Source organism: Arthrobacter sp. UYCu723 (genome assembly GCF_054059215.1).
Genome location: NZ_JBSSBW010000001.1, coordinates 2,704,565 through 2,723,466 on the forward strand (window position 1 = coordinate 2,704,565; position 18,902 = coordinate 2,723,466).

General features: G+C 63.1%; 12 protein-coding genes. 9 read left to right on the forward strand and 3 right to left on the reverse strand.

Going from position 1 to position 18,902, the window contains the following annotated elements:
• The first annotated feature begins 166 nt into the window (after window positions 1-166).
• Window positions 167-772 (forward strand): 50S ribosomal protein L10, encoded by a 606-nt coding sequence (gene rplJ, locus ACVWZ8_RS12735; RefSeq protein ID WP_426978994.1) that lies wholly within the window; start codon window positions 167-169, stop codon window positions 770-772.
• A gap of 77 nt (window positions 773-849) precedes the next feature.
• Window positions 850-1,224, forward strand: coding sequence for a 50S ribosomal protein L7/L12 (gene rplL, locus ACVWZ8_RS12740; protein WP_426978992.1), 375 nt, complete (start codon window positions 850-852; stop codon window positions 1,222-1,224).
• A gap of 977 nt (window positions 1,225-2,201) precedes the next feature.
• Here the strand turns inward: rplL and ACVWZ8_RS12745 are convergent.
• A complete protein-coding gene (locus ACVWZ8_RS12745) occupies window positions 2,202-2,648 on the reverse strand; it encodes an aminoacyl-tRNA deacylase (RefSeq protein WP_456505946.1) in 447 nt (148 codons plus the stop codon).
• A 91-nt stretch (window positions 2,649-2,739) separates the two neighbouring features.
• The gene (locus tag ACVWZ8_RS12750; protein ID WP_456504827.1) at window positions 2,740-3,939 is read right to left on the reverse strand and encodes an acetyl-CoA C-acetyltransferase; all 1,200 of its coding nucleotides are present in this window, start codon (window positions 3,937-3,939) and stop codon (window positions 2,740-2,742) included.
• Window positions 3,940-4,401: 462 nt separating this feature from the next.
• On the opposite strand from ACVWZ8_RS12750, the gene rpoB reads away from it, so the two are divergent.
• The 7 genes from rpoB (at window position 4,402) to ACVWZ8_RS12785 (ending at window position 17,166) form a co-directional block, all read left to right on the forward strand.
• Window positions 4,402-7,920 (forward strand): DNA-directed RNA polymerase subunit beta, encoded by a 3,519-nt coding sequence (rpoB, locus tag ACVWZ8_RS12755; protein WP_426978988.1) that lies wholly within the window; start codon window positions 4,402-4,404, stop codon window positions 7,918-7,920.
• A gap of 111 nt (window positions 7,921-8,031) precedes the next feature.
• Entirely contained in the window at window positions 8,032-11,931 is a 3,900-nt protein-coding gene (locus ACVWZ8_RS12760; protein ID WP_426978986.1) for a DNA-directed RNA polymerase subunit beta', read from the forward strand.
• A 455-nt stretch (window positions 11,932-12,386) separates the two neighbouring features.
• Entirely contained in the window at window positions 12,387-12,761 is a 375-nt protein-coding gene (gene rpsL / locus ACVWZ8_RS12765) for a 30S ribosomal protein S12 (protein WP_011692814.1), read from the forward strand.
• A gap of 1 nt (window position 12,762) precedes the next feature.
• Window positions 12,763-13,233: a 30S ribosomal protein S7 gene (rpsG, locus tag ACVWZ8_RS12770; RefSeq protein WP_011692813.1), complete on the forward strand. Its 471-nt coding sequence runs from the start codon at window positions 12,763-12,765 to the stop codon at window positions 13,231-13,233.
• A 69-nt stretch (window positions 13,234-13,302) separates the two neighbouring features.
• Window positions 13,303-15,417 carry an elongation factor G gene (gene fusA, locus ACVWZ8_RS12775; RefSeq protein ID WP_426978984.1) on the forward strand — a complete coding sequence of 705 codons (2,115 nt, stop codon included), beginning with the start codon at window positions 13,303-13,305 and terminating at the stop codon, window positions 15,415-15,417.
• Window positions 15,418-15,663: 246 nt separating this feature from the next.
• Window positions 15,664-16,854, forward strand: a complete 1,191-nt coding sequence (gene tuf, locus ACVWZ8_RS12780) for an elongation factor Tu (protein WP_426978982.1) — start codon at window positions 15,664-15,666, stop codon at window positions 16,852-16,854.
• A gap of 186 nt (window positions 16,855-17,040) precedes the next feature.
• Window positions 17,041-17,166 (forward strand): hypothetical protein, encoded by a 126-nt coding sequence (locus ACVWZ8_RS12785; RefSeq protein WP_426978980.1) that lies wholly within the window; start codon window positions 17,041-17,043, stop codon window positions 17,164-17,166.
• Between the two features lie 32 nt (window positions 17,167-17,198).
• Here ACVWZ8_RS12785 and ACVWZ8_RS12790 read toward each other — a convergent pair whose 3' ends face one another.
• Window positions 17,199-18,626 (reverse strand): GH1 family beta-glucosidase, encoded by a 1,428-nt coding sequence (locus ACVWZ8_RS12790; protein WP_426978978.1) that lies wholly within the window; start codon window positions 18,624-18,626, stop codon window positions 17,199-17,201.
• Between the last annotated feature and the right edge of the window lie 276 nt (window positions 18,627-18,902).

An 18,902-nucleotide genomic window follows, 5' to 3' on the forward strand; every position in this document is an offset into this window, starting at 1 on the left:
CGAAGGACCCTGAACATAGGGCGGCCGGCGCAGGTGAACGAAGCAAAGCTCCGCAGTCATTGACCGCGTCGAGACAAGCCCCGTGCATCTGCGCGGGGCGTTTTTTAGTTTTAGCTCTGTTGAGCGGGGACCGGGAATCACCGGCACTATCCCCGGAAGGAGGGTTATGGCAACGCCTAGCAAGGTTTCAGCAGTAGCTGAGATCACTAACGATTTCAAGGAATCGAACGCCGCTGTCCTGACCGAATACCGCGGGCTCACCGTTGCACAGCTCAAGCAGCTGCGTGTCTCTCTCGGCCAGGACACCAAGTTCTCGGTCGTCAAGAACACCCTGACCGCCATTGCAGCCAAGGAAGCTGGTGTCGAAGCATTCGACGGTCAGCTCGCCGGCCCCACTGCAATCGCGTTCATCAAGGGTGACGCAGTTGCCGCTGCCAAGAGCCTGACGGATTTTGCCAAGACCAACAAGCAGCTGGTTATCAAGACCGGTTACTTCGAGGGCAAGGCACTGAACGCCAGCGAAGTCGCTGCCCTGGCAGCACTCGAGTCCCGCGAGCTGCAGCTCGCCAAGGTTGCAGGCATCCTCAAGGCTCCTGCTGCCGCCGCTGTCCGCATCATCGACGCCCTGCGCCTCAAGCTTGAAGAAGAGAACGGCGCGCCGGCAGAAGCCGAGGCGCCTGCCGCTGAAGAAGCCCCGGCCGACGCTGACGCTCCGGCAGCAGATGCAGCAGCTGAGGCTCCGGCCGAAGCCGCAGCCCCCGAAGAGAACTAACTCTCTTTCACATCAGACTCCGGTGTGATGGCATGCCCCAGGGCCGCCGAACACCACTATAGGAAGGACGCCACACCATGGCGAAGCTCACCAACGAAGAGCTCATTGAAGCTTTCAAGGAACTGACCATCATCGAGCTCTCTGAGTTCGTAAAGCTCTTCGAAGAGACCTTCGAAGTTACCGCCGCTGCCGTTGCCGTTGCTGGCCCCGCTGCCGGTGGTGCTGCAGAAGAAGAAGAGCAGACGGCATTCGACGTCATCCTGGAACACCCGGGCGACAAGAAGATTGCAGTCATCAAGGAAGTTCGCGCAATCACTTCCCTGGGCCTCAAGGAAGCCAAGGACCTGGTTGACAGCGCTCCCAAGGCTATTGTCGAAGGCGTCACCAAGGAAGCTGCCGAGAAGGCTGTTGCACAGCTCGAAGAAGCTGGCGCCCGCGTTACCCTCAAGTAACACGCTGCTCCGGGAGTGGGCGGAAACGTCCCGTTCCCAGTCTGTTCAGGGAAACCCCGTCCACTCCGGTGGGCGGGGTTTCCTGCGTTCCGGGCAGCAACGCGGGGTCACTTTGCGCCCATCCCGGCACCGGGATGGGCGCAAAGTGACCCCGCGTTGTCCGTTGGGCCGGAGGAGTTAGCCCGCCAGCGCCAGTGGGCTTATTCGTTAGTTCATCGGGGGTCAGGTCCAGGCGGTGGGGTCGTTGAGGTAGAGGCCGCAGGCGGTGTCGCGCCAGGCCATCACCGGCGGCGGTTTCAAGGTCCTCGACCAGCCGGCCGGGTCGACCGGAATACACCACCGGCCTCAACTGTAAGCGGCCAGCTGCTACGCCTGAGCAGCCACGAGCACGCACCGGCAGCCTGACCCCGACGGCCTAAGCGAAAATGACCACCGGATCAGGACATGCCCCGCGCCGGGGCCGGCGGATGGACATATTCCGGTCATGCCCTGTCCCCGGGGCGAACACTGGACATGTCCTCCCGGGGAAGTGGCCCGACGCCCCCAGCTGAGCCACTGCACGTGCCCCCGGATCAGGACATGCCCCGCGCCGGGGCCGGCGGATGGACATATTCCGGTCATGCCCGGCCCCCGGGGCGAACACTGGACATGTCCTCCCGGGGAAGTGGCCCGACGCCCCCAGTAGAGCCACCGCACGTGCCCCCGGATCAGGACATGCCCCGCGCCGGGGCCGGCGGATGGACATATTCCGGTTATGCCCTGTCCCCGGGGCGAAGACTGGACATGTCCTCCCGGGGAAGTGGCCCGACGCCCCCAGCTGAGCCACTGCACGTGCCCCCGGATCAGGACATGCCCCGCGCCGGGGCCGGCGGATGGACATATTCCGGTCATGCCCGGCCCCCGGGGCGAACACTGGACATGTCCTCCCGGGCGCGAAGACTAGGCCTCAACCCCCGACGAAGTAACGAAAATGAGGACTAGTTAGGCTCGGAGATGTCCGCGACGACGGCGCCCAGGGCCGCCGTCAGGGCGTCGGCGTCGACGAAGGCGCTGTAGCCGTGCTCCCCGGCACCCATCGAAATGCGCCGGCCCGTGATGGTCCGGTCGGCGTATACCGGCCACGCTGCAGTGCTGCCGAGCGGCGTGATGGTTCCGCGCGCGTAGCCCGTGGCCGCCAGGGCGACGTCCGCCGTCGGCAGCGACAACTTGTTGACGCCCACCAAGGCCCGGAGCTTGGGCCAGGAAATCTGCCGGTCGCCGGGAATCAGGGCGAACAGGAAGCTGCCGTCCTTGTGTTTGACGACGAGCGATTTTACGATGTCCACCGGCTGGATCCCCAGAATCTGCGCCGCCTCCTCGAGGCTGTTTGCGGCGAGGCGCTCGACCACCCGGACCTCAAGCCCGCGCGCCGCGGCGTCGGCCAGGAAGCGCTCCCGGCCGACACCGGACGCGCCAGCACCGCCGTCGGACCGGAGTTCGACGGCGCCGGCCGGCTCTTTGTCCGTCACGGCCGGCTCAGTCGCGGTAGAGCAGGAGGGCTTCGCCCTGGCCGCCTCCGCCGCACAGCGAAACGGCAGCCTTGCCGCTGCCCCGGCGCTTCAGTTCGTGCGCTGCGTGCAGGGCGAGCCGGGCACCGGAGGCGCCGATCGGGTGTCCCAGCGCGATGGCGCCGCCGTGGATGTTGCACTTCTCCAACGGGTAGTCCAGGTCCTTGAGTGACTGGACCGCCACGGAGCCGAACGCCTCGTTGATCTCGATGAAGTCCAGGTCCGCGGTGGACCAGCCGGCCTTGTCCAGTGCGCTCCTGATCGCAGTGGAGGGCTGGGAGTGCAACGAGTTATCGGGCCCGGCCACCTGTCCGGGCTTGCCGACCACGGCAAGGTACTCCAGCCCGTTGTCCTCGGCGAATCTCCGCGACGAGAGCACGAGGGCAGCGGCACCGTCGGAGAGGGGAGAAGAGTTGCCCGCGGTGATCGTTCCGTCCGTGACGAACGCGGCGCGCAGGCCCGCGAGGGACTCGGCGGTGGTGTCAGGGCGGATGCCCTCGTCCTTGGCCACGACCACCGGATCGCCCTTGCGCTGCTTGACGCTGATCGGCGCAATCTCGCCGTCAAACAGCCCGTCCTTCGCTGCCCTGGCGGCGCGCTGGTGCGAGCTGGCCGCGACCTCGTCCTGGGAGGCACGGTCGATGCCGAGGGTGAGGTTCTTGCTCTCCGTCGACAAACCCATGGATTGGCCGTCAAAGGCATCCGTCAGGCCGTCGTGGGCGGCGACGTCCAGCGCCTGGACAGTGCCGTAGGTCCAGCCCTGCCGGGAACCCGGCAGGATGTGCGGGGCCCGGGTCATGGACTCCTGGCCGCCGGCGACGACGACGGTGGCGTCGCCGCTGCGGATCATCCGGGCTGCGTCAATCACTGCGGTGAGGCCCGAGAGGCAGACCTTGTTGATGGTGACGGTGGGGACGTTCCAGCCGATGCCGGCCGCGATGGCGCTCTGGCGGGCAGGATTCTGGCCTGCTCCGGCCTGGAGCACTTGGCCCATGACCACGGCGTCCACTTGGTCGGCCTTCACCCCGCTGGCCGCCAGGGCTGACCGGATGGCGTGGGCGCCGAGCTCTACGGCCGTGAAGCTCGCCAGCTGGCCGTTGAGACGGCCCTGGGGCGTGCGGGCGGCGGCAAGGATGACAACATCATTGTTGTCCGCGGAGTTGCTCATTGTTTTCTCTTCCGATCATTAACGATGTATGCCTAGGTTATCGTGAGCCCCGTCACTGATCCATTCCCGGCCTTGAGCCTGCCGCCATTGGCCGGGCAGGCGCGGGCAGGCGCGGGCAGGCGCCGGCATGCGCGGCCTCGAAAGCCGGCGAACTCGAGCAGGCCCAAGGAAGCGGTCCGCACGGCAGTGCTTGCAATCGGAACGGAAGTGGGGTAGACAAGTAGGTTGCTTTGCCGTATCGTAGATATTTGCGTCTTCCCTGTTTACCTTCAGCCTTCATATAGCGGTGGGCTTAGCCTGGCAGCTGCGCCATCAATGTGCCGTCTACCACGTGCACCAATATGGACAGCGCGGGTCCCGGGTCATATAGCGGAACCGGACTGGTAGCACTGCGGAGTCATTCCGCAGGGTGCATAGCGGGGGAGATCTGAAAACGCCTGAAGGTCTGTGGAAGGATCCCTCTTGGTCGCCTCGAGCACCTCTAATGTAAACAACGCTGCAACCGCTATCAATGCCGAAAGCACCGACGGTGCAACCCGGCGGCTCTCATTCGCTAAGATTCACGAACCTCTTGATGTTCCGAATCTGCTTGCCCTGCAAACGGACAGCTTCGACTGGCTGGTCGGAAATGAACGCTGGCAGGCCCGCGTAGCGAAGGCCACCGAAGAAGGCGACCTCAGCGTCGCCACCTCCTCCGGTCTTTCTGACATCTTTGAAGAGATCTCCCCGATCGAGGACTTCCAGGGCACCATGTCCCTGAGCTTCTCCGAGCCGGAGTTCGCTGATCCGAAGTACACCATGGCTGAGTGCAAGGACCGGGACGCTACGTACTCGGCGCCGCTGTACGTCAAGGCCGAATTCATGAACAACAACACGGGCGAAATCAAGCAGCAGACCGTGTTCATGGGTGACTTCCCGCTGATGACCGAAAAGGGTACCTTCGTCGTCAACGGCACCGAGCGTGTTGTTGTCTCCCAGCTGGTCCGTTCCCCGGGCGCTTATTTCGAGCGCACCGCGGACAAGACCAGTGACAAGGACATCTTCACCGCGAAGATCATCCCGTCCCGCGGCGCCTGGTTCGAACTTGAGATCGACAAGCGCGACCAGGTCGGCGTTCGCCTCGACCGCAAGCGCAAGCAGTCCGTCACGGTGCTGCTGAAGGCCCTCGGTTGGACCGAAGGCCAGATTCTCGAAGAGTTCGGCCAGTACGACTCCATGCGCGCAACGCTGGAGAAGGACGCCACCGAAACCCGCGAAGACGCCTTGCTGGACATCTACCGGAAGCTGCGACCGGGCGAGCCGCCCACCGTCGAGGCTGCCCAGTCCCTGCTGGACAACCTGTACTTCAACTCCAAGCGCTACGATCTGGCCAAGGTCGGCCGTTACAAGATCAACCGCAAGCTCGGCATCGACCGCTCCCTTGGTGACAAGGAAGCGTCTGTCCTGCACGTTGAAGACATCGTCGCCATGATCAAGTTCCTGGTTGCACTGCACGCCGGCGAGAAGACCCTCACGGGCAAGCGCGACGGCCAGGACCACGAGCTGCGCGTTGAGATCGATGACATCGACCACTTCGGCAACCGCCGCATCCGCGCCGTCGGCGAGCTCATCGAGAACCAGGTCCGCACCGGCCTGTCCCGGATGGAGCGCGTTGTCCGCGAGCGTATGACGACCCAGGACGTCGAGGCCATCACGCCGCAGACGCTGATCAACATCCGTCCCGTTGTGGCAGCCATCAAGGAGTTCTTCGGAACGTCCCAGCTGTCACAGTTCATGGACCAGAACAACCCGCTCTCGGGTCTGACCCACAAGCGCCGTCTTTCTGCGCTTGGCCCGGGTGGTCTGTCCCGTGACCGTGCAGGCATGGAAGTCCGGGACGTTCACCCGTCCCACTACGGACGTATGTGCCCCATCGAAACTCCTGAAGGCCCGAACATTGGCCTGATCGGTTCGTTGGCTTCCTATGGACGCATCAACCCGTTCGGGTTCATCGAGACGCCTTACCGTCTCGTGTCCGAGGGCGTCGTGTCCGATGAGGTCCAGTACCTCACGGCCGACGACGAGGCCGAGGTCCTGATCGCGCAGGCCAACGCTCCGCTGGACGGGAACAAGAAGTTCGCCGAAGAGACCGTCCTCGTCCGTGCCCGTGGTGGTGGAGGCGAGCCCGTGCTGGTTCCCGCCGCCGAGGTCGAGTTCATGGACGTCTCCCCGCGCCAGATGGTGTCCGTGGCCACCGCCCTGATCCCGTTCCTCGAGCATGACGATGCTAACCGCGCCCTCATGGGTGCCAACATGCAGCGCCAGGCCGTGCCGCTTGTCCGCTCCGAGGCACCGTTCGTCGGTACCGGCATGGAGCGCGCAGCTGCAGTCGACGCCGGTGACGTTGTCATCGCGAAGAAGGCAGGCGTGGTCACCGAGGTCTCCGCTGAGCTGGTCATCATGCTCAACGACGACGGTACGGAAACCAACTACCGGATCAACAAGTTCGCCCGTTCCAACCAGGGCAACTGCTACAACCACCGCGTTCTGGTGAGCGAAGGCCAGCGCCTGGAGGTCGGCGGCATCATCGCTGACGGCCCGGCAACGGACCAGGGCGAACTTGCCCTCGGTAAAAACCTGCTCGTGGCATTCATGTCATGGGAAGGCCACAACTTCGAGGATGCCATCATCCTGTCCCAGCGGATCGTGGCTGAGGACGTTCTTTCCTCCATCCACATCGAGGAGCACGAGATCGATGCCCGCGACACCAAGCTTGGTGCCGAGGAAATCACCCGTGACATCCCGAACGTGTCCGAGGAAGTCCTGGCAGGCCTGGACGAGCGTGGCATCATCCACATCGGCGCCGAGGTTGAAGCCGGCGACATCCTGGTCGGCAAGGTCACTCCCAAGGGCGAGACCGAGCTGACCCCGGAAGAGCGCCTGCTGCGCGCCATCTTCGGTGAGAAGTCCCGCGAAGTGCGCGACACCTCCCTGAAGGTTCCGCACGGCGAGTCCGGCACCGTGATCGGTGTCCGCGTCTTCGACCGCGACAACGACGACGAGCTGCCCCCGGGCGTCAACCAGCTGGTCCGCGTGTACGTCGCTGCCAAGCGCAAGATCACCGACGGCGACAAGCTCGCCGGCCGTCACGGCAACAAGGGTGTTATCTCCAAGATCCTTCCGATCGAGGACATGCCCTTCCTTGCCGACGGTACCCCCGTTGATATCGTCCTGAACCCGCTGGGTGTTCCGGGCCGTATGAACGTCGGCCAGGTGCTGGAAACGCACCTCGGCTGGGTTGCCAAGACCGGCTGGAAGATCGAGGGCGAGCCCGAATGGGTCAAGCAGCTGCCGAACCTGCCGCGCGAGAGTGGCTCGACCACTGTTGCAACGCCGGTCTTCGACGGTGCGCGTGAAGAGGAAATCACTGGTCTCCTCGATTCCACCAACGTCACCCGCGACGGCGTCCGCCTGATCAACTCCTCAGGCAAGACCCGCCTGTTTGACGGCCGCTCCGGCGAGCCGTTCCCGGATCCGATCTCGGTCGGCTACATGTACATCCTGAAGCTCCACCACCTGGTGGACGACAAGATCCACGCACGCTCCACCGGCCCGTACTCCATGATCACGCAGCAGCCGCTGGGTGGTAAGGCACAGTTCGGTGGCCAGCGCTTCGGTGAAATGGAAGTGTGGGCGCTAGAGGCTTACGGCGCCGCCTACACGCTCCAGGAACTCCTCACGATCAAGTCGGATGACATCCATGGTCGTGTGAAGGTCTACGAAGCCATAGTCAAGGGCGAGAACATCCCGGAGCCGGGCGTTCCTGAGTCCTTCAAGGTCTTGATCAAGGAAATGCAGTCGCTGTGCCTGAACGTGGAAGTGCTTTCCACGGACGGAACCACAATTGAAATGCGTGACTCTGATGACGCAGTCTTCACGGCTGCGGAAGAACTGGGCATCGATCTGTCTCGTGCAGAGCCCAGTTCCGTAGAAGAGGTTTAGCAGGGGCCCGGGAAAGGCAGACGGCGCCGCCGCGCTGCCTTTCCCGGATTCCTCCCTCTTCCCGTAACCCAAGACTTCAGAATTTAGAGAACAAGAGAGAACAGGGACCATATGTCCAGCGAATCCTCCTTCGGCCTCATGCAGATCGGCCTCGCCACCGCGGAAGACATCCGTGGCTGGTCTTACGGCGAGGTTAAGAAGCCGGAAACCATCAACTACCGCACGCTCAAGCCTGAGAAGGACGGCCTCTTCTGCGAGAAGATCTTCGGCCCGTCCCGCGACTGGGAATGCTACTGCGGTAAGTACAAGCGCGTGCGCTTCAAGGGCATCATCTGCGAGCGGTGTGGCGTTGAGGTCACCCGTGCAAAGGTCCGCCGTGAGCGCATGGGCCACATCGAGCTGGCCGCCCCGGTCACGCACATCTGGTACTTCAAGGGTGTTCCGTCCCGCCTGGGCTACCTCCTTGACCTGGCACCGAAGGACCTCGAAAAGGTCATCTACTTCGCCGCCTACATGATCACGAGCGTCGACGCCGACAGCCGCCACGAAGAACTGCCCAACCTCCAGGTTGAGCACGACATCGAGAAGAAGCAGCTGATCGACAACCGCGACTCGGACATCGCCACGATCGCCCGCGACCTGGAGAACGAGCTCGCCCGTCTCGAAGGCGAAGGCGCCAAGGCTGCCGACAAGAAGAAGGCCCGCGACTCCGCTGACCGCCAGATGGCCAACGTCCGCAAGCGCGCGGATGCGGAAATCGAGCGCCTCGAGCAGGTCTGGGACCGCTTCAAGAACCTGAAGGTCGCCGACCTCGAAGGTGACGAAGGCCTGTACCGGGAACTGCGCGACCGCTACGGCATGTACTTCGAAGGCTCCATGGGTGCCGAGGCCATCAAGAAGCGTCTTGAGAACTTCGACATGCAGGCCGAGTCGGACATGCTGCGCGACATCATCGCCAACGGCAAGGGCCAGCGCAAGACCCGCGCCCTGAAGCGGCTCAAGGTTGTCAACGCTTTCCTGACGACCACCAACAGCCCGCTCGGCATGGTGCTGGACGCCGTCCCGGTGATCCCGCCGGAACTGCGCCCGATGGTCCAGCTGGACGGTGGCCGCTTCGCGACCTCCGACCTCAACGACCTCTACCGCCGCGTGATCAACCGCAACAACCGGCTCAAGCGCCTGCTTGACCTGGGTGCTCCGGAGATCATCGTCAACAACGAGAAGCGCATGCTTCAGGAAGCTGTTGACAGCCTCTTCGACAACGGCCGCCGCGGCCGTCCGGTCACCGGACCGGGCAACCGTCCGCTGAAGTCCCTGAGCGACATGCTCAAGGGCAAGCAGGGACGTTTCCGCCAGAACCTCCTGGGTAAGCGCGTTGACTACTCCGGCCGTTCGGTGATCGTCGTCGGCCCGCAGCTGAAGCTGCACCAGTGCGGTCTGCCGAAGCAGATGGCCCTGGAGCTCTTCAAGCCGTTCGTGATGAAGCGCCTGGTTGACCTCAACCACGCACAGAACATCAAGTCGGCCAAGCGTATGGTCGAGCGTTACCGCCCGCAGGTCTGGGATGTCCTCGAAGAGATCATCACCGAGCACCCCGTGCTGCTGAACCGTGCACCTACCCTGCACCGTCTCGGCATCCAGGCGTTCGAACCCCAGCTTGTTGAAGGTAAGGCAATCCAGCTTCACCCGCTGGTCTGTGGCGCCTTCAACGCTGACTTCGACGGCGACCAGATGGCAGTCCACCTGCCGCTGAGCCCCGAAGCCCAGGCTGAGGCCCGCATCCTGATGCTGTCCTCGAACAACATCCTGAAGCCGTCCGACGGCCGCCCGGTGACGCTGCCTTCGCAGGATATGATCATCGGCCTCTACCACCTGACCACCAAGCGTGTCGGTTCAGCTGGCGAGGGCCGGATCTTCTCCTCCGTCGCGGAAGCCATCATGGCGTACGACCTGCACGAACTGCACCTGAACTCCCAGGTCAAGATCCGGCTTGAGGGCTTCGTCCCTTACCCCGGCTGGGAAGCCCCGGAAGGCTACGAGCCGGGTCAGACCGTGCTCGTCCAGACCTCCCTGGGCCAGGTCCTGTTCAACGAGACCCTGCCCGCAGACTACCCGTGGGTTGAGAACGTTGCGGACAAGGGCGAGCTGTCCACGATCGTCAACGACCTCGCCGAGCGCTACCCGAAGGTGATCACAGCGGCAACGCTGGACAACCTGAAGGACGCCGGTTTCTACTGGGCCACCCGGTCCGGCGTCACCGTCGCCATCTCCGACATCGAGGTGCCCAAGGACAAGCCGCGGATCCTCGCCGGCTATGAGACCATGGCTGCCAAGATCCAGGGCCAGTACGACAAGGGCCTGATCGACGACGACGAGCGTCGCCAGGAACTGATCGAGATCTGGAACAAGGCAACGAACGAGATCGCCCAGGCGATGCGTGACAGCCTGTCCCCGATGAACACCATCAACCGCATGGTGTCCTCCGGTGCCCGTGGTAACTGGATGCAGGTCCGGCAGATCGCGGGTATCCGTGGCCTGGTGGCCAACCCTAAGGGTGAGATCATCCCGCGTCCGATCAAGTCCTCCTACCGTGAGGGCCTGTCGGTGCTGGAATACTTCATCGCCACGCACGGTGCCCGTAAGGGTCTGGCTGACACCGCGCTGCGTACCGCCAACTCGGGTTACCTGACCCGTCGCCTGGTGGACGTCTCGCAGGACGTCATTGTCCGTGAAGAGGACTGCGGCACCGAGCGCGGCCTGGTCACGGCCATCGCCGTGGCTGACGCCAACGGTGAACTGGTCCTGGACGAGAACGTCGAGAACAGCGCGTACGCCCGTACCCTGGCCGTGGATGTCGTTGACTCCAAGGGCAAGATCCTGGCTGCCGGCGGCACCGACTGCGGCGACGTCGTCATTGCCGAACTGTTCGCAGCCGGCATCACCGAGGTCAAGGTCCGCTCCGTACTCACCTGTGAGTCCAGCGTCGGCACCTGCGCCCTGTGCTACGGCCGTTCGCTGGCCACCGGCAAGACCGTCGACATCGGTGAGGCAGTGGGCATCATCGCCGCACAGTCCATCGGTGAGCCGGGCACCCAGCTGACCATGCGTACGTTCCACACGGGTGGTGCTGTTTCCTCCAGTGGTGGCGACGACATCACCCAGGGTCTGCCCCGCATCCAGGAGCTCTTCGAAGCCCGTACTCCGAAGGGTGTCGCACCGATTGCTGAAGCAGCCGGCCGCATCACCATCGAAGAGTCCGAGCGCCAGATGCGCCTGGTCATCACCCCGGATGACGGATCCGAAGAGATCGCCTACCCGGTGCTGCGCCGTTCACGTCTTCTGATCGAAGACGGCGAGCACGTCAGCGTCGGACAGAAGCTCATCAACGGCCCGGTCGACCCCAAGCAGGTTCTGCGCATCATGGGCCCCCGCGCCGCGCAGAAGTTCCTGGTGGACGAGGTCCAGGGCGTGTACCGCAGCCAGGGCATCGGTATCCACGACAAGCACGTCGAGGTTATCGTCCGCCAGATGCTGCGCCGCGTCACGGTCATCGAGTCCGGCGATTCGGATCTGCTGCCCGGCGAGCTCGCCGAGCGCAGCCGCTTCGAGGATGCCAACCGCCGCGTTGTCTCCGAGGGCAAGACGCCGGCCTCCGGCCGTCCCGAGCTCATGGGCATCACGAAGGCGTCCCTGGCGACCGAGTCCTGGCTGTCCGCAGCTTCCTTCCAGGAGACCACCCGCGTCCTGACGCAGGCGGCCATGGAAGGCAAGAGCGATCCGCTGCTCGGCCTCAAGGAGAACGTCATCATCGGCAAGCTCATCCCGGCCGGCACGGGTCTCCCGCGCTACACCGAGATCACGGTGGAGCCGACTGAGGAAGCAAAGGCCAATCTCTTCACCGGCCCCAGCGCCTTCAGCGACTTCTCCTACGATTCCCTGGGCGGCGACGGAGCTCCTGAGTTCCACGCCATCCCGCTGGATGACTACGACCTGGGCAGCGACTTCCGCTAACCCTTCGTGAAGCAACGCGGGGTCACCTACGGCCCAATCCACCTGATGGATTGGGCTCAAGGTGACCCCGTTGTTGTTTAAGGCGGGGCTGCTTAAGGCGGGCTGTTTAAGGCGGGGCCCTTCCCGCTGTAAACCCCGCCGATTAAGGGCTGGGACCCGTCCGTGTTAGAGTAGAGACTAATTGTTATTGTGGCAGTGGATGAGTGCGCCGGTTGCAGCCGAGAGGCTGGACCAGGACGACGTTTCCGGTTTGCAGGGTTCTTGTGCAACGTATGCCACATTTTCGCATGCCTAGGGGCAGTCCAGGATGGAAGTCCGTTGGTCCCGGCGTGCGGTCCGACTATTAAGGCTTCGCCTCTGCTGCTCTGGACAGAATTTCAAGGCTCGAGCGGCGGGGCGCAGCGACAAGAGAGCGGCCGCCAACGGCCGCTCCGGATAAAACGGAGAACACGAGAGTGCCTACGATTAACCAGCTGGTCCGCAAGGGCCGCACGCCTAAGGTCAAGAAGACCAAGGCCCCCGCGCTTAACGGCAGCCCGATGCGCCGCGGTGTTTGCACCCGCGTCTACACCACCACCCCGAAGAAGCCGAACTCGGCCCTTCGTAAGGTTGCACGTGTGCGCCTCAACGGTGGCGTTGAAGTCACCGCTTACATCCCCGGTGTAGGCCACAACCTCCAGGAGCACTCCATTGTGCTCGTACGTGGCGGCCGGGTTAAGGACCTTCCGGGTGTCCGCTACAAGATCGTCCGTGGTGCCCTCGATACCCAGGGTGTCAAGAACCGTAAGCAGGCTCGTAGCCGCTACGGCGCAAAGATGGAGAAGAAGTAATATGCCTCGCAAGGGTCCGGCCCCCAAGCGGCCGCTAGTTCTAGATCCCGTTTACGGCTCCCCGCTGGTCACCCAGCTCATCAACAAGGTGCTGGTTGACGGCAAGAAGTCCACCGCAGAGCGCATCGTTTACGGTGCCCTCGAAGGCGCCCGTGCCAAGTCCGGCGGCGACCCGGTTGCAGCCCTCAAGAAGGCCATGGAGAACGTCAAGCCTTCCCTCGAGGTCCGCTCCCGCCGTGTCGGTGGCGCCACCTACCAGGTTCCGGTTGAAGTAAAGCCGGGCCGCTCCACCGCCCTCGCCCTCCGCTGGCTCGTTGGCTACTCCAAGGCCCGCCGCGAGAAGACGATGACCGAGCGCCTCCAGAACGAGATCCTGGATGCCTCCAACGGTCTCGGTGCCGCTGTGAAGCGTCGCGAAGACACCCACAAGATGGCCGAGTCCAACAAGGCCTTCGCACACTACCGCTGGTAATACTTCCCGGACGCCGCCGGCTCAACAGAGCCGGCGGCGAACGTGCAGTCCATCCGAAAGGGAGACACCGTGGCACAGGACGTGCTTACCGACCTTAGCAAGGTCCGCAACATCGGCATCATGGCCCACATCGATGCCGGCAAGACCACCACTACCGAGCGCATCCTGTTCTACACGGGTGTGAACCACAAGATCGGCGAAACGCACGACGGCGCTTCGACGACTGACTGGATGGAACAGGAAAAGGAACGCGGCATCACCATCACGTCTGCCGCCGTGACCTGCTTCTGGGAAAACAACCAGATCAACATCATTGACACCCCCGGACACGTCGACTTCACGGTCGAGGTTGAGCGCTCCTTGCGCGTCCTCGACGGTGCGGTTGCTGTGTTCGACGGCAAGGAAGGCGTGGAGCCGCAGTCCGAGACTGTCTGGCGCCAGGCTGACAAGTACAACGTTCCGCGCATCTGCTTCGTCAACAAGATGGACAAGCTCGGCGCTGACTTCTACTTCACCGTCGACACCATCATCGGCCGCCTCGGTGCCAAGCCGCTGGTCATGCAGCTGCCGATCGGCGCCGAGAACGACTTCGTCGGCGTCGTCGACCTGCTCTACATGCGCGCACTGGTCTGGCCCGGCGACTCCAAGGGTGACGTCACCATGGGCGCCAAGTACGAGATCCAGGCGATCCCGGCTGACCTCCAGGCCAAGGCCGAGGAGTACCGCGCAACTCTCGTTGAGACCGTTGCGGAGTCCTCCGAGGAACTCATGGAGAAGTACCTCGAGGGTGAAGAAATCACCGAAGATGAGCTCAAGGCCGGCATCCGCAAGATGACGATCAACTCCGAGCTCTACCCGGTCTTCTGTGGCTCCGCCTTCAAGAACCGTGGTGTCCAGCCGATGCTCGATGCTGTTGTCGACTACCTGCCGAACCCGCTCGACGTCCCGCCGATGATCGGTCACGATCCCCGCGACGAAGAGAAGGAACTGACGCGCAAGCCTTCCTCCGAGGAGCCGTTCTCGGCCCTGGCGTTCAAGATTGCGACCCACCCGTTCTTCGGTCAGCTCACCTTCATCCGCGTGTACTCCGGTCACGTGGAAGCCGGTGCTCAGGTGGTCAACTCCACCAAGGGCAAGAAGGAGCGCATCGGCAAGCTGTTCCAGATGCACGCCAACAAGGAAATGCCTGTCGAAGGCGCTACCGCCGGCCACATCTACGCAGCGATCGGGCTGAAGGACACCACCACGGGCGACACCCTGTGTGATTCCAGCAACCAGATCGTCCTCGAGTCCATGAGCTTCCCGGAGCCCGTGATCTCGGTTGCGATCGAGCCGAACACCAAGGGTGACCAGGAGAAGCTCTCCACGGCCATCCAGAAGCTCTCCGCTGAGGACCCGACCTTCCAGGTCTCCCTCAACGTGGACACCGGTCAGACCATCATCGCCGGCATGGGCGAGCTCCACCTGGACATCCTGGTGGACCGCATGCGCCGCGAATTCAAGGTCGAGGCAAACGTGGGCAAGCCCCAGGTTGCGTACCGCGAAACCATCAAGCGTGCTGTAGAGCGTCACGACTACACGCACAAGAAGCAGACCGGTGGTTCGGGCCAGTTCGCAAAGATCCAGATTGCGATCGCGCCGTTGGATACGTCCGAAGGCGAGATGTACGAGTTCGAGAATAAGGTCACCGGTGGCCGCATTCCGCGCGAATACATCCCGTCCGTCGACGCCGGCATCCAGGATGCGCTGAACGACGGCGTCCTGGCCGGTTACCCGGTTGTCGGCATCAAGGCCACGCTGATTGACGGCGCGTACCACGATGTTGACTCCTCGGAAATGGCGTTCAAGATCGCCGGCCGTATGGCTTTCAAGGAAGCCGCACGCAAGGCGAACCCTGTCCTGCTGGAACCGCTGATGGATGTCGAGGTCCGCACCCCTGAGGAATACATGGGTGAAGTTATCGGTGACCTCAACTCCCGCCGTGGCCAGATGCAGTCCATGGAGGATGCCCAGGGCGTCAAGGTCATCCGCGCGCACGTCCCGTTGTCCGGCATGTTCGGCTACATCGGTGACCTGCGCTCGAAGACCCAGGGCCGCGCTGTGTACTCCATGACGTTCAACAGCTACGCCGAGGTCCCGAAGGCAGTTGCCGACGAGATCATCCAGAAGAACCGCGGCGAATAGTCCCCAGGACGCTCGCAGCGACAAACTCGGGTGCGTCTCAGATTCCGGAGATTCACCTGGTGCAGATGGCCGGTCCCCGGCCCGACCGGAGCCGGCCATCTGCACCGACAGGCTCGAGGGACTAGTATTAGTTCCTGAATCTGCAATTTCACCAATCCAAAGCCCCCCAAGTAGACTTACCGGAGTTTCTGCCGCGACAAGCGCGGTCGAAGGGTAAGTCATTTGAAAACGTTCTAGGAGGAACCTGTGGCAAAGGCAAAGTTCGAGCGGACTAAGCCGCACGTTAACATCGGTACCATTGGTCACGTTGACCACGGTAAGACGACGTTGACGGCCGCCATTTCCAAGGTGCTGTACGACAAGTACCCGACTCTCAACGAGCAGCGCGACTTCGCGTCTATTGACTCTGCTCCCGAAGAGCGTCAGCGCGGCATCACCATCAACATCTCCCACGTTGAGTACCAGACCGAGAAGCGCCACTACGCACACGTAGACGCTCCGGGTCACGCTGACTACATCAAGAACATGATCACCGGTGCTGCACAGATGGACGGTGCAATCCTCGTGGTTGCCGCCACTGACGGCCCGATGGCTCAGACCCGCGAGCACGTTCTGCTCGCCCGCCAGGTTGGCGTTCCCTACCTGCTGGTCGCGCTGAACAAGTCGGACATGGTCGATGACGAAGAGCTCCTCGACCTCGTCGAAATGGAAGTTCGCGAGCTGCTTACGGCTCAGGGCTTCGATGGCGATGAGGCTCCCGTTGTACGCGTTTCCGGTCTGAAGGCTCTCGAAGGCGACCCGGTGTGGGTCAAGTCCGTCGAGGACCTCATGGAAGCTGTCGACAACTCCGTGCCGGACCCCGTGCGTGACCGTGACAAGCCGTTCCTGATGCCGATCGAAGATGTCTTCACGATCACCGGCCGCGGCACCGTTGTAACGGGCCGCGCCGAGCGTGGAACCCTCGCCATCAACTCCGAGGTCGAGATCGTCGGCATCCGCCCGGTCCAGAAGACCACGGTTACCGGTATCGAGATGTTTCACAAGCAGCTCGACGAAGCATGGGCCGGCGAGAACTGTGGCCTCCTGCTCCGCGGTCTGAAGCGCGATGACGTAGAGCGTGGCCAGGTTGTCGTCAAGCCGGGTTCCATTACCCCGCACACCGACTTCGAGGCCAACGTCTACATCCTGTCCAAGGACGAAGGCGGGCGTCACAACCCGTTCTACTCCAACTACCGCCCGCAGTTCTACTTCCGCACCACGGACGTAACCGGCGTTATCACCCTGCCGGAAGGCACGGAAATGGTTATGCCTGGCGACAACACTGAGATGACCGTTGCGCTCATCCAGCCCATCGCCATGGAAGAGGGCCTCGGCTTCGCTATCCGCGAAGGCGGCCGCACCGTTGGTTCGGGACGCGTTACCAAGATCCTCAAGTAACAACTTGCTGATCTGTTTTTAGATCTCCGATCGGTTTGGCCGCCTGACGGTCGCCGTGAAGTGTGGAACAGCCCCGCTGCATTGCAGCGGGGCTGTTCTTTTTTCGTTGTGCCCTTGCCGGTTCATTCTTGGCTTTCTTGTTACGGTTGCAGGATCAGCCGTGTTAGAGAAAGAAGGGAGTCCGGCATGGAATGGCTAATTTTCCTCGTGCTGGCGGTGGCCGTCGTCGCAGGTGTCTTCTGGGCAAGAAAGCATTTCCGTCAGGAAATCGAGCGTGCCAAGCGCATCAACCGCGCGAATAAGAACCAGTAGCACCCGCCCCCGGGAGGGCCCTGCGCTGCCGCTCAGCTCTTCCGGGCGCGGCTGAGCGCCTGATACCAGTAGTAGGAATCCTTGGGCGTGCGCTCCTGGGTGTCGAAGTCCACGTGGACCAGGCCGAAGCGCTGCGAGTAGCCTGCTGCCCATTCGAAGTTGTCCATCAGGGTCCAGACGTAGTAGCCCAGCAGTTCAACGTCCTCGGCGATGCCGCCGGGGCTTGTCGCTTCGAGGGCCTGGCTGAGGTGCGACGCAATGTAGCTGATCCGCTGGTTGTCCTGGATGGGCCCCGTGACATGGTCCGGTTCGGGGAAACTGGCGCCGCTTTCCGTGATGTACACCGGAGGCAGGGCCTCCTGGTACCGGTCTTTGAGTTCCCGCAGCAGAATCCCCAAGTGATCGGGGGCCACCGGCCAACCGAATCCGGTGGTTCCATTTTCAGGGTAGCCCACCTCGTGGAAGGGCAACCGCGCAACTTCCTTGTGGGTATTCGCCGGGATGGCTATCGCTCCGTGCCCCCAAGCGACCTTGACCGGGAAGTAGTAGTTGAGGCCGTAGAAGTCCAGGGGCTGGTGGATGGTCCTCAGGTCATCGTCGGAAATCCTGCCGAGTGAACGGAGCCACGGACGGGCCACTACGGGCAAGGAGGGATAGCGCCCGAGTAACACCGGATCCGCGTAGATCCTGTTCATGAGCAGGTCATAAAGCTTTGCCACGATCCTGTCCCGGGGCTTTCTGCTGGCCGGGCGGACGGGGGAGTGCAGATTCGTGACCCCCACGGCGCCCTTGACTCCTGCAGCACGCAGCGCCTGTACGGCCAGACCGTGGGCCAGAAGCTGATGGTGGATTGAAGGGACGGCGTCGAACATCAGGGTCTTCCCCGGCGCGTGGGTCCCCAAGGCATAGCCGTTGAGGGTCACGGAGACAGGTTCGTTGAGCGTAACCCATTGCGCCACGCGGTCACCGTAGCGTTGGCCGGCGGCGGCGCTGTACTCTGCGAAGCGTTCCGCCGTCGTGCGGTTCAGCCAGCCGCCGCGGTGCTCCAGGGGGAGCGGCGTGTCCCAATGGTAGAGGGTAGCCATGGGGGAGATGCCCGCCTCGAGCAGCTGGTCAATCAGCCGGTCGTAGAAATCGAGCCCCTCCTGGTTGAACGGACCGGTACCATCCGGCTGGATCCGCGGCCAGGAGATGGAGAAGCGGTAGGAGTCGATGCCGAGGTCACGCATCAGCTTGACGTCTTCCGGCGACCGGTTGTAGTGGTCACAGGCCACCGCGGGGGAGTGCCCGTCCACGATGCTGCCGGGCTTCTCGGCAAAGGCGTCCCAGCCGGAGGGGCCGCGGCCGCCTGCCGAGAGGGCGCCTTCGATCTGGAAGGCGGCGGAGGCCACTCCAAGTTTGAAATCGGGGCTCAGGCGCGCGGCAAGGGCCTGAACTGCAACAGAGTCCTGCACAGCCATGCCTCTATCATCCATTCGATAGTTGCTGAAGGCAATGAGCGGGCACTTTCGCCGCGCGATTTCCGCAGCGGTCCGGGGGCCGCCGACTTTGACTAGCCCTGCCTGATTCGCTTCTGTCCGATAATTCCGGCATACTAGATGAGTTGTTCAAGCGCTCCTTCGCGTCCCGATCCGGATAATGCCGGGTGTCAGGGTCCAGGTAGGAGACCAAACATAACCCACTCCCCATGGAACTGCGGACGAGTACGCGTGCAAACCGCGACACGCCCGACCGCG

Bases quoted from the DNA above. Each gene is read 5' to 3' on its own strand.
- rplJ (WP_426978994.1), top strand. From the start codon at position 167: ATGGCAACGCCTAGCAAGGTTTCAGCAGTAGCTGAGATCACTAACGAT.
- rplL (WP_426978992.1), top strand. From the start codon at position 850: ATGGCGAAGCTCACCAACGAAGAGCTCATTGAAGCTTTCAAGGAACTG.
- ACVWZ8_RS12750 (WP_456504827.1), bottom strand. From the start codon at position 3,939: ATGAGCAACTCCGCGGACAACAATGATGTTGTCATCCTTGCCGCCGCC.
- ACVWZ8_RS12760 (WP_426978986.1), top strand. From the start codon at position 8,032: ATGTCCAGCGAATCCTCCTTCGGCCTCATGCAGATCGGCCTCGCCACC.
- rpsG (WP_011692813.1), top strand. From the start codon at position 12,763: ATGCCTCGCAAGGGTCCGGCCCCCAAGCGGCCGCTAGTTCTAGATCCC.
- ACVWZ8_RS12785 (WP_426978980.1), top strand. From the start codon at position 17,041: ATGGAATGGCTAATTTTCCTCGTGCTGGCGGTGGCCGTCGTCGCAGGT.
- ACVWZ8_RS12790 (WP_426978978.1), bottom strand. From the start codon at position 18,626: ATGGCTGTGCAGGACTCTGTTGCAGTTCAGGCCCTTGCCGCGCGCCTG.